Source organism: Paenibacillus sp. JL3B1040 (assembly GCF_057063165.1).
In genome coordinates this window covers 4,038,010-4,049,937 of record NZ_CM169317.1, presented here as the reverse complement: position 1 = coordinate 4,049,937, position 11,928 = coordinate 4,038,010, and the positions used below count along the sequence as shown (strand labels likewise).

Annotated in this window: 9 protein-coding genes; 8 read left to right on the top strand and 1 reads right to left on the bottom strand. The window is 54.8% G+C overall.

The window, feature by feature from the left end; genetic code table 11:
• Window positions 1-55: 55 nt before the first annotated feature.
• From ACZF99_RS18275 to ACZF99_RS18250, 6 genes are all read left to right on the top strand, one after another.
• On the top strand, window positions 56-1,348 hold the full coding sequence (locus tag ACZF99_RS18275; RefSeq protein ID WP_483606493.1) for an ABC transporter substrate-binding protein: 1,293 nt from the start codon (window positions 56-58) through the stop codon (window positions 1,346-1,348).
• 11 nt (window positions 1,349-1,359) lie between these two features.
• Entirely contained in the window at window positions 1,360-2,262 is a 903-nt protein-coding gene (locus ACZF99_RS18270) for a carbohydrate ABC transporter permease (RefSeq protein ID WP_483606492.1), read from the top strand.
• Window positions 2,262-3,137 (top strand): carbohydrate ABC transporter permease, encoded by an 876-nt coding sequence (locus tag ACZF99_RS18265; protein ID WP_483606491.1) that lies wholly within the window; start codon window positions 2,262-2,264, stop codon window positions 3,135-3,137. The genes ACZF99_RS18270 and ACZF99_RS18265 overlap by 1 nt, the downstream gene beginning before the upstream one ends.
• A 45-nt stretch (window positions 3,138-3,182) precedes the next feature.
• On the top strand, window positions 3,183-3,890 hold the full coding sequence (locus ACZF99_RS18260; protein WP_483606490.1) for a PIG-L deacetylase family protein: 708 nt from the start codon (window positions 3,183-3,185) through the stop codon (window positions 3,888-3,890).
• 263 nt (window positions 3,891-4,153) lie between these two features.
• Window positions 4,154-5,056, top strand: a complete 903-nt coding sequence (locus ACZF99_RS18255; RefSeq protein ID WP_483606489.1) for a transposase — start codon at window positions 4,154-4,156, stop codon at window positions 5,054-5,056.
• A gap of 443 nt (window positions 5,057-5,499) precedes the next feature.
• Window positions 5,500-6,669 (top strand): response regulator, encoded by a 1,170-nt coding sequence (locus ACZF99_RS18250; protein ID WP_483606488.1) that lies wholly within the window; start codon window positions 5,500-5,502, stop codon window positions 6,667-6,669.
• A gap of 21 nt (window positions 6,670-6,690) precedes the next feature.
• Here the strand turns inward: ACZF99_RS18250 and ACZF99_RS18245 are convergent, their stop codons facing one another.
• A complete protein-coding gene (locus ACZF99_RS18245; RefSeq protein WP_483606487.1) occupies window positions 6,691-9,792 on the bottom strand; it encodes a hybrid sensor histidine kinase/response regulator in 3,102 nt (1,033 codons plus the stop codon).
• A gap of 157 nt (window positions 9,793-9,949) precedes the next feature.
• Here ACZF99_RS18245 and ACZF99_RS18240 point away from each other — a divergent pair, with 157 nt between their 5' ends.
• Window positions 9,950-11,032 (top strand): GGDEF domain-containing protein, encoded by a 1,083-nt coding sequence (locus tag ACZF99_RS18240; RefSeq protein ID WP_483606486.1) that lies wholly within the window; start codon window positions 9,950-9,952, stop codon window positions 11,030-11,032.
• A gap of 19 nt (window positions 11,033-11,051) precedes the next feature.
• Complete coding sequence (locus tag ACZF99_RS18235) at window positions 11,052-11,921, top strand: diguanylate cyclase domain-containing protein (protein WP_483606485.1); 870 nt, start codon at window positions 11,052-11,054, stop codon at window positions 11,919-11,921.
• The last annotated feature ends 7 nt before the right edge of the window (window positions 11,922-11,928 follow it).

Here is an 11,928-nt window from a genome sequence, read left to right as displayed (position 1 = left end):
CGCATGAAATAACGCGGCAATCGCAAGCGAAATCCAAGTCCAGGGAGGGAGAAGCGTGAAAAAAACGTTAGCATGGCTTTTAGCGTTCGCCTGTATCTTCGGATTGGCCGCCTGTTCTTCCGGCAACAACGCGAGCTCTTCCTCGAAAGTGACCCTCACCCTGCTCTCGCATTACACCGGCGAAAACGAGAAATTCATCCAACCTTATATCGATCAGTGGAACAAGGAAAATCCGGATATTCAGGTCAAGCTGACTCCGGTCGAATTCGATCAACTGCTCAGCACGATGATGACCAAGCAGACGGCCGGCCAGGTGGCCGACATCGTCCATACTTACACGTTGTGGGGCGGACAGTTGTCCAAGAACAAGGTACTGGCCCCGGCTCCGGAAGACGTCGCCGCGGACATTAAGGAGAATTATCCCGAATCCGCGGTGGCGGCGGCAACGATCGACGGGCAGATCGTCGGTTATCCGACTGAGGTGCAGGCTTACGGTTTGTTCTACAACAAGAAGCTGCTGAAGGAAGCGGGCTTCGACCAGCCGCCGAAAACGTGGGACGAATTGCTGCAGATGGCTTCAGCGATCGAGCAAAAAGACAAGGATGGCAAAACAACGCTGCAAGGGTTCGGCTTCCTGCGCGGCTACGCCGGCAAGGTCGTGCAGCCGTTCATGGGGTTGCTGGCGACGGCCGGAGGCACGCTGCTAACCGAAGATATGAGCCAAGCGAACCTGGACGGCGACGCCGCTAAGCGGACGATCGAGCTGTATTCCAAGGTTTACGGAAACGGCGGCATATCCGATATCGGGTTCGACACGACCAAGGCGTTTGGCGCCGGTCAAGCGGCGATGACGATTGAAGCCGGCTGGTGGGCGGGTTCGCTGAAGACGCTCATGAAGGACGGATTCGCCGACATCGACGCGGCTCCGCTGCCATCGCCGGACGGCAGGACTCAAGGCTCCCTGGCGTACACCTGGGCCTTCGGCGTGAACTCGAAGTCGAAGCATCAGGAAGCGGCCTGGAAGTTCCTCAAGTGGTTCAACTCGGTGAACGTCAAGAACGATATGACGCCGGAAGGCAACTTCCTGATCGAAGGCTTTAATACGGTACCTGCACGCAAAACGGATCTCGCCTCGAAAACGATCCAAGATAAGCTGGCCGCGGACCCGATCGCCAAAACGTTCTCCGATGCCCTGCAGTATGCGAGCCCAGAGCAAAACCCGGCGACGGCTTCGGAAATCCAGGACATCTTGTATAAACAAATCGAAAACATGTGGGCGGGCAAAGCGACGAAGGAAGAAGCGCTCGAGAACGCGCAAAAGGATGTTCAGGCGAAGTTGGGACAATAGGTGACCGGCCGATGAAAAAGAAGCTGGGTTTGGCCTATCGAGAAGGGTTGGTCGGTTATTTGTTCCTATCGCCGGTATTCGCGTTTTATGCGATTTTCCTGGTGATCCCATTTTTCTTCTCCCTGTTCCTCAGTTTTACGGAATGGGGCGGCTTCGACCTCGCGTCGATCAAGTGGGTTGGCTTCGCCAACTACCGGACGTTATTTTCCCCGGATTCGAATTTCCTGCATCCGGTGTTGACCAACACGTTTACTTTCGCATTCGGTACGGTGGCGATTTCGTTTGTCTGCGCGCTGGCGGTCGCTTACTTCATTACGCGGCTTCGCTGGGAAGGACTGTGGCGTACGCTGTACTTCTTGCCTTCGGTCACGACCGTCGTAGCCATCGGCAACATCTGGCTGTACTTGTACAACCCGACGAACGGGCTGATCAACCAACTGTTCACGTGGGTTGGCATTCCGAGGCAGAACTTTCTCCAGGACCCGAACACGGCATTGACCTCGGTCATCGTGGTCGGCGGCTGGCTGGGGATCGGCAGCTCGATGCTGATCCTGTCGGCCGGGCTGAAGGCGATCCCGGAGGATTACTATGAGGCGGCCGATTTGGAAGGAGGAAGCCTGTGGAAGGTGTTCTCCGGGATCACACTGCCGCTGCTCAAACCGTCCATCACCTTCGTGCTGATTACATCGTTTATCGGCGGGCTGCAGTCGTTTACGCTGACTTTAGTGATGACGCGGACCGGGGGACCGGGCGACGCCACCAATGTAGCCGGTCTGGAGATGTATAAGCAGGCGTTTTCGTTCGGCAACTGGGGACTCGCCAGCGCCATGGCGTTTGTGCTCTTCGTCTGCATCATGATCATTACGGCGGTCCAGATGCGATTTTTTAAACGGGGAGGGGTGGAGAGCTACTGATGCGACGAAAAAAAACGCCTTGGGTTTCCTATACGATCATCGTCGTCGGCTCCCTCGCGATGCTGTTCCCTTTTCTGGACATGATCTTCAGCTCGTTCAAAGGGGCGGCGGAGTATAACAGCCTGTACTACCGTTTCTTGCCGGAAACCTTCCAGTTCGGCAATTACGGACTGGCGTTCGAATCGCTGAACATCGCTTTGCTGTTTAAGAACAGCCTGATCAAATCCGTCGTCACCACCGTTCTGGTGCTGCTGACGAGCTCGATGGCGGCGTATGCGCTGTCGAAGCTGCGATTTCGCGGGCGAGCAGGCATTTTTCGCTTGATTTTGTCGACGATGATGATTCCGAGCTTTCTGTTCTTTATCCCGAACTTCTATATCATGACGCATTTCCCATTGGCCGGCGGGAACGACTTCTTCGGCAACGGCGGCGAAGGCGGGTTGACAACGTCGATCCTGTCCCTAATCCTGCCTTTTGCGGTCAGCGCGTACGGCATTTTCCTGATGCGTCAGTTCATGATGACGATCAACAATGCTTATTTGGAGGCGGCCCGCATCGACGGAGCATCGGAGTTTCGCATATACTTCCGGTTGATCCTGCCGATGACCGGACCGGCGCTGGCCACCCTGGCGATTTTCGAATTCATCGGGCAGTGGAACGAATTTATTTGGGCGCTGATCATCAACTCGGTGAATCCCGAGCTGGCGGTGCTCCCCGTCGGGGTGCATATGCTTAAGGACCATCTTGATCCGACGCTGACCCAACCGCTCTTGATGGCGGGACTTGTCATTTCGACGGTGCCGATCCTGATCGTGTTTATTATCCTGCAAAAATACTACGTGCGCGGCATGATGAATTCCGGATTGAAGGAGTAGAGTCAGGCAGTACCATTACATTGCGACGTGAAGGGAGTTTTTCTTATGGATATGGATAAACCGCAGCATATTTTGGCCATCGGCGGCCATGCCGGGGATATGGATTTGACGGCGGGGGCGGTTATCGCCAAATACGTACAGGCCGGGCATAAAGCGACCTTCTTGCACCTGACACCCGGGGAGAAAGGGCATCCCAAGCTGTCTCCGGACGACTACGCCAAGCAAAAAATCGAAGAAGCGCACCGGTTCGCCGAGATTGTCGGCGCTGACGTACGCTTCCTTGCCTACAAGGACGCCGAGCTGCCGGTGGATGAAGAGGTAAAATATCAGGTTGCCGACGTGATCCGCGAGGTGAAGCCGACGCTGCTGATCACGCATTGGAAAGGCTCGATGCACAAGGATCATGCGAACACGCATTATATCGTTGAGGACGCCCGGTTTTATGCGGCATTGAAGACGATCGAACGGGCGTTGCCGAACCACTATTCGGGCCCGCTTTACTATGCCGACAACTGGGAGGATCCCTACGATTTTCAGCCGGAGGTGTTCGTGGATATCCCCGAGCAGGCCTACGAAACATGGGTGAAGGCGATGAACGTGTATGCTTACGCGCGCGGCGAAACGTCCGGCTTCCCTTTTATCGAATATTACAAAGCGCTGACGATCGTCCGCGGCGCGCCGGCCGGCTTCAAGCGGGCCCAGGCGTTTATGGTGCCGCGCGGGGCGCTGAACAAGCGGGTACAGTTTTTGTAGATAGAAAGAAATGGCGAAATGTTGGCCGGGACCTTGGGTTCCGGCTTTTCGGGCCGATAGGGATCTGTGCGGGGCTCTTTTCACCATTATCCCTTTTGTTCAGGAAGCCGAAAAGGGGAGTTGGAGGCCGTAACTGACGAGAATAAACATAAATGCATACAAGGAAAAAATTATACGATATAGCTTGAAAAAGGAACATATGTTTGGTAAAATAAAAGAGAACAAATGTTCCGTTGTTTATTTTTTAGGGGAGGGGCAGAGACATGTCAGTTCTTGCAAAATCGGATCTTCAATCCTTCGTTGGCTGCGATCACAGCGAGCGAGCCTGCATGGAGGCGGTGATCGCGATGAAATGGCCGAACGGCTTCGTCTGCCCGCGCTGTGCATACAATCGGTGCAGTCGACTGACTTCCCGGCGGATTCCGCTGTTCGAGTGCAGACGGTGCGCACATCAAACGTCGCCTTTGGTCGGCACGATTTTTGAAGGATCGCGATTGCCTCTAGTGAAGTGGTTCCAGGCGTTGGAGCTGTTCCTGCTTCCTGATGGCATTTCGGCTACGCGGCTGTGCCGGGAGATCCGGGTTACGTATAAGACGGCGTGGCTGTTGCTCCACAAAATTCGCCATGCCATTGGGGAGATGGATGCCCGGGAGCTGCTCTGCGGGGACGTGAAGGTGAACAGCGATCGGTATAGGTTCGATCCGTCTCGGGGGCAATTTCCGTATCCCCATGCGTTAGCGGTCGTAGCGGGATGCACGGTAACGGAAACGGGCGAGCCGGAGCAGGTCAAAATTCGTTTGGTGCCGCAGGATAGAGGCGATGGAAGAAGGGCGAACCGTCGCGATCTTGCCGCGTTCGTCACCAATCATGTGGAGTCGCGCACATCTGAAGTGCAATTGTTTCCTCTGGCCTATCGGTTGTATGTGCCTTTGCGGAAAGTGGTGAGAGAGGCGTGGAAGTCGCTGAAGAATACGTACGTAGCCTTGGGTCAGAAGCATCTGCAGGCGTACCTGAACGAGTATACCGGACGCCGCCGACTACACCGGATCGGAACTGGGGAAACGTTGCGGCGGATGCTGCTGCGAATGTGCGTGGCGATTTCGGCGATTCCTTACCGCCAACTGATCGAGCGCCAACCGAAATTATCCTTGGCGGTAGCGGCCTGAATGGGTATGCATTTCTGCAAACGGCGGGGTTCTGATCTATCTCTATAGATCTAAATATCTATCTAATTTATATTTCTACTTTATATTTGAAGTAATCCTTTATATCTAAAATTTTCTTCTAATCTGAAAGACGGTTAGTATCCCTTAATTCTCTTATTTTTTGCACTTCTCCTTGTTCTTCTCTTCTTCTGGCCGGCTTCCTTCATCTAGTGTTGTGACATGGTTATAAGCCAATTGTCTTTTCACTATTCTTTGGTGCAGTTCCTTGCTGCTCCTCTTTTTCTTTTCCCTCCAACTAACCTTAACCTGATTAAAAGGGATAGCGGTGTAAAGGGCTGGGAAAGTGAATGTTGATCTCGCATCATTTAAGATGGAATTCCCCGTGATCTCAGGTATACTAAAGTATAGGTATACATAAAGATCAGACAAGAGGGGTTTCCCGGATGAAGGTTATCTTGGTTGATGATGAGCACTTGGCATTGAATTATATGGAACATCAATTGCGTAAAGTTTCCCAAATCGAGATGCTTGGCAAATTCACCGATCCGCTTGAGGCCAAACGTTTTGTGCTTGAGAAGGAGGTGGATGTGGATGTGATATTCCTGGACATCCATCTGCCCGAGATCAGCGGCATCGAACTTGCCGAACAACTGCTGCAGGACAAGCCGCGGCTTAACGTGGTGTTCGTTACGGCATACGACGAATACGCGATCAAAGCCTTCGAGCTGAATGCGCTGGATTATGTCATGAAGCCGGTTCCCAAAGAGCGCCTGGAAATCACATTGCGGCGGATTCAGGAACGTTTGGACGAACAGGCGAAGCAGGAAGAGGACTCCTACTCCGATGAGGACAACAGGTTGTACATCCGGTTGTTCCGGCAGTTTCGGATCGAAGCTCCCAACTGCGAGCCATTGCAGGTGCGCTGGCGGACGACCAAAGCGCAGGAATTATTTCTTTATCTGCTTCAGCATCGGGGGCAGCTTGTCCGAAAGTCCGTGCTGGTTGATTTGTTATGGCCGGAGTATGAGCCCGGTCGAGCCTACTCGCAGTTGTATACGGCGGTGTACCATATCCGCAAAACGCTGGAACCCTACGGCGGAGTCATGCATATCAACAGTGCCACGGACGGATATGTGCTGCAGCTTGCCAACGCCGATCTGGACGTGGAGGAATGGGATCGGTTTGTTACTTCGGGAACGCCGCTTGATGAGCGGACCGTTGCCGATTTTGAAGAGGCGCTGGACCTCTACCAAGGGGATTACCTGCAGGATTACGAATACTGGTGGGCGGAAAGCGAGCGATATCGTTTGAAATCGTCCTGGCTTCGCGTCGTTTCCCAAATAGCGGAATGGCATGCGGCGCACGGTAACTCGGAACGGGCCATCGAGGGGTACCAGTTGATTTGCGACCGCAACCCGCTGGCGGAAGATGCCCATTTCGCCTTGATGAAGTTGTACGCTTCGCTGGACAAACGCGCGCTCGTGCTCCATCAATACCGCAGATTGGAAGAGGTCTTGGCCGAGGAGTTCAATGAACCGCCAAGCCCCTCGATCCTGCAGTGGTATCGTGAATGGTCGCTAACTCAAAAAAGCCTTCCCCACAGCAATTTTTAAGCTGTCGGGAAGGCTTTTTGCTTATACGGGGATGCGGAAGGACACCGAGGTTCCCCGATTCGGCGCGCTGCGAATCTTCAGCCCCTTGCCGTAATATTGCTTCAGGCGCCGGTCCGTGTTTCGCAAGCCCACCCCTTGGCCGGGGCGGAGGGAAGGCTCAAAAATCAGGCGCTGCCGCTCCTCGCTAATGCCAACACCGTCGTCGTTCACAGCCACTTCGTACTCGTCGCCGGAACGGACGATGCGAATCTCCACCGTTCCGCCTTGAGATTTCCGGAGGATACCGTGATGAACGGCGTTTTCCACCAGTGTTTGGATCGATAGCGGGGGCAGCATGAAACTGGGTTCTTCGTCCATCGTCCAGCGAATCTTCAGCCGATCACCGAACCGCTCCTTCTCGATGTACAGGTACGAGCGGATGAGAGCCAATTCGCCGGCGATTGGCACGACCCGGTCGGAATTGTGAAAATCGAAGCTCGTTCGCAGATAGTAGCTGAATTCCTCAAGCAACCGCTGCATTTTGTCCGTATCAATCGTGCTGAGCGCGGCGATGGAATTAATGGTATTGTGGAGAAAATGCGGCTGGATTTGGGCTTGCAGCCAGGCCGCTTCCAGACGCAGCCGTTCCTCGATCGACACTTTCAATTCGGTTAAAGCCCGCACCCGCGACCTTAATTCCCAGGCCTCCACCGGCTTGGTCACGTAATCGTTGGCACCGGACTTGAAGCCGGTGAAAATATCCTCCGGCCGGTTTCGAGCCGTCAGCAATAGAACGGGAAGCTCCGAGATGGTATACCGGTCGCGAATCGCGCACGTCAGTTCGTAGCCCGACACGTCGGGCATCATGACATCGGCAATCACCAGGTCGAATTTTCCCCGGTTCAATAAGCGAAGCGCCTCCTCCGCGTTCGTCGCGGTGGTAATGTCGTATTCCGTCGGTCCCAGCAGATCAGCCAGGATCTTCAGATTAACCGGGTCGTCGTCGACGGCCAGGATACGGGGGCTGTCGCTGCTTACGAGCTTCGGGTCCACCGGCTGATCCCGAAGCTCAGCTTCGCGTGCGAACCCAGCTTCAGCCAAACTCTCCTGCGGATCGAGCAGCTCAGGCTGCTCGGGCGACCCTGTACGAACCAAATCCAAAGGCTTCTCGGTTTCCGTTTTCGTGGCCAAAGGCAGCGTAAAGGCAAAGACGGAGCCCTGGCCAGGGACGGAGGATACCTCCAGCGTCCCGCCATGCAGGGTGACGAGCTGGCGGCAAATGCTCAGTCCCAACCCGAATCCGCCTGCGGCTCTTGACATATTCGATGAGCCTTGCTCGTATGGCAAAAAGATGCGCCGACACGTATCCGCATCCATGCCGATCCCCGTATCCGTCACGCGAATGTACGCCATATTCCCCCGCGTTTCGGCCTCCAGCGCGATTTCGCCCCGGTCGGTGAATTTGATGGCGTTGTGCAGCAGATTATACAGCACTTGAATCAAGCGATTCTCATCGGCCCGGACGGATGGAAAGTCATCCGCGATTCCGATTCGCACCTGAACCGGTTTGCCGTCGAGCAAATAGCCGAGCAATTGCTGAAGGCCCGGCACGACGGTTTGCAGCCGGACGCCGGAAAATTCCAGGCGAAGCGTGTTTTCCTTCAACCGGGCAGCGTCCAGCAAGTCTTCGAGCAACCGCGACATGCGTCTAGCCACGGACAGCTGGACCTCCAACTTTTCGCGCTGGGCTTCGCTCATCGGGTGTTCCCGGTCATCCAACACGCTTTGGGTGATATTCATGATGCCGTGCAGCGGGTTTCTTAATTCGTGCGAAGTATTGACGAGAAAATCGTCCTTTTGCCGGTTGGCCTGCTGCAACTGCCCGGCCAGCCGTTCGGTTTGTTGTGCGGTTCGAAAATACCGCCTAAACCAAAACGCGGCGAAGGCCAGCACGGTGAAAATCAAATCAAACGGATAATGCATCAGGTGTAAGCCCAGCCGGCTTTGCACAATGGTCCACAGGATGTTGGTGCCCAAGCTTGCGCATGCCAGAAGCAGGAAAATGACGTCCTCCTGATTGCGAATTGCTTTCCGCAGCATCAAGGCCGTGATTAGTACGGCTGTCAGCAGCACGGTGGTCAGCAGCATCGGCTCCGCCGGAAGCGTAATCCGGGTAGGAAAGAACAGGACGAACGCCGCGTACGCCGCCGAGAACCAGGTGAATATTCGCAGCAACTTGGAATCTCCGACGTCAGGGAACATGCTTTTCACTAGCGGCGGGATAAAGGACACCACCCCGATATAGGAGGCGATGATCATTCTAATGCCTAGTTCAAAGAAAAGGCCGGGAACCCCAATATAGAGAAGTTTATCGTCGGCTCCAATGACGGAGAAAATCGCGCAAACGATAATGGCGGAAAAGTAAAGCAATCCTTTCTGACGGGCTCCCAGAAAATAGAGCATGAGTGCATAGAGAGCGTGAACCAGCAAAACGACGCAGAGCAGCCCTTGCAGGCTAACGGATAACAGTATGCGATGGTTTACTGCGCTCTCCGTTCCGAAGCGGATCGGTTGAACGATCCCGCCTTGCCCGGTGTGAGACGCGGCTTGGATGACAATGTCCAGCTTTGTCGTCCCTTTGGGTACCGGGATGGTGTATGGAGTATAGCGGGGTGTGAAATCATCCTCATATTCTGAAAGACGTCCCTGGCCGGCGGCTAATTTTCCGTTAATGTATACGGCCGAAGCGCGTTTAATATCTCCTGTGCGCAACAGATAAGAGGCCCCCGCTGCCTCCTCATCCATCAAAATTTGCAAACGGTAAGTCCCGGTATAATAAGAGCCCTGATGCCCTGCCGGAAAATACTTTCGCCAGGATCCGGGCACGGGAATCGAAGTTTTGTCGTACTCCCCCTCGGTTTCCGTCCCGCCGGAGGGAACGATCAGCGCGTCGGGGTAAAAATCCCATTCCCCTTCCAGCGGAATCGTATGATTGGGCGGAAGCTCCCAGCCCCTGAGATCCAAGATACCTCCCGACGCCGAGGGATGATCGACGGTTCGGTTCAATCCGAACCAAACCAACCGGATTCCGGTGATAGCGATAACGAACAAGACAACGATAATCCATGTTTTTTTGTATTTCATAATCGATTTAAATTCGATATGTCGGTCCGTTTCTCCTTTTTTGCCGAGTAAAGTTCGGAATTGTCGATAATTTGTAGAGTTGTACGTGCGAAAATGCGTAAGATGTCGGTTCGTTTGAAGTGATACAGAATGTGCTAAGTTAGGTTAGGTGGCGATTATGGGAATCTCCAAACATCTATCCGGTTTATTCCGGCTGGCAAGAGGATCCGTTGGATTGGCAGCAGTTCCCTGCGCTAGGAAGGACGGCTTGCGGGAACTGCTTGAACAGCAGGGCCGCATCCTGGACATGATCGCGATGGAAAATCAGCTTAAGCCAATCTTGCAGGAGCTTGCAGAGCTTATCGAACGGCAAGTCGATGCGCGTTGCGCCATTTTTTTTCCGGACGGCGAAGCCGGAGCGGACAAGCTGCGATTGGTCGTTACGTCCGGGATGCCGAGGGAATATGTCCGCAGGCTCCAAGGATTGGAGATCACCCCGTCGATGGGGGCAAGCGGCGCTGCGGCTTACGAGAGACGGCTCATCGTTGTGGCGGATGCCGGCGATGCCCCCCGGTGCCGACATTACCGGGACCTGCTCATGGAGCATCCGCAGTTGAAATCATGTTGGGCGGCTCCGGTACTGGCGCCGGATAGAAGCACGGCCGCTGTGTTCGAACTGCATCGCGAACGTCACGTCCCGCCGACCGCTGAAGCCTTGGCGGTGCTTGAAATGGCGGGCCGGCTGCTAAAACTGGCGATCGAGCAGTCGCAACTGCGCGAAGAATTACACCGGCGTATATACTACGATGAAATTACGGGACTGCCGAACCGTTCGTTTTTCCGGGAACGGCTGGAACAGGCTTTGCGTCAAGAGGAGGGCGGGCCTCGGCCGTTCGCCGTCCTTTATATTAAAATCGAAGGGTTGCAGGCGGTGCATGAACGGTTGGGCCAAGTGGCTGAAGATGACTGGCTCAAGCAGACTGCCGATTTGTTGTACTGCGGTCTGTCGGGTACAGGTGCAGCCGTGCTATGCCGAATGGCAGAAGGAAGGTTCGCCGCGCTCGTATGGGATGCGACCGAGGCGGAAGCAACCATGCTCGGCCGCAGTTTGGCCGCGGTGGTCGAGTCCACCCCGTTCAATCTGGACCCCTCCTGCCGTCTGGCGGCAGCCGTGGGCATCGGGGTGTATCCCAAACATGGGGAAGGGGTGTTTCAGGCTGCCAAAGCCAGTCTGAACCGGGCGAGAGACCCCAAGTTTTGAAGTGGAAGGTGATTTAATAATGAACATCAAGGGAGGCGGACTGGATTGGAATACGGTCGGGTTTCCGACCGTCTTGGCGATATTGGCCTCGATTTCCGTACTTGGCATTACTGCGTGCATCTTGAAATCGCCGCGGACTGACCGGAAAACAAGAGCGCTTATGTTTTGCGGGATTGCCTCGACGATTGGCGCCTCTGTATGGGCAGGGCACGTAGCCGGCATGCAGCTGTACAGGAGCGGAGACGCGAAGGACGCGGTGACCGTTGACTTTGTGGCGGCTTATGGCGTGGCGGCGGTATTGTTGCTCGTGTTTCACTTCTCCTGGATGACCCTGGTGTCCGATCGAAGAATGCTGGAGCAGATGGCTTATCGGGATCCGCTCACCGGTTTGCCGAACCGAAACGAAATGAACCGATTTTTCGATACATGCCGTACGCAGGAAACGTTGGGGCTGTTATTTTTGGATTTGGATCAATTTAAAACGGTGAACGACACTTTAGGTCACGATATGGGGGATTTGCTCGTCCAGGAGGTCGGGATTCGTCTGCATTCCTTCGCGCGAGGAGGGCAGCGGGTATACCGCATCGGCGGCGACGAATTTCTGATGATCATCGAATCCTGCAACCGGGAACGGGCGGAGCGCATAGCCGAGGCCGTGCTGCGGACCCTCCAGCAAAAATTCGTGCTGGGTGACCGCGAATTCCTTGTGACCGGAAGCATCGGAATCCGGCTCGGTTCGCTCCGGGATTCCGATCGTTCCATCCTGATAAAGACGGCGGACCAGGCGATGTACCAAGCGAAAAAACTGGGGAAGAACCGCTATTTTGTTTACGGAAGCGACGAGGACCTTGCCTTGGACCGGGCGGAACGAGACACGACGGCTTGCTGAAGAGGCT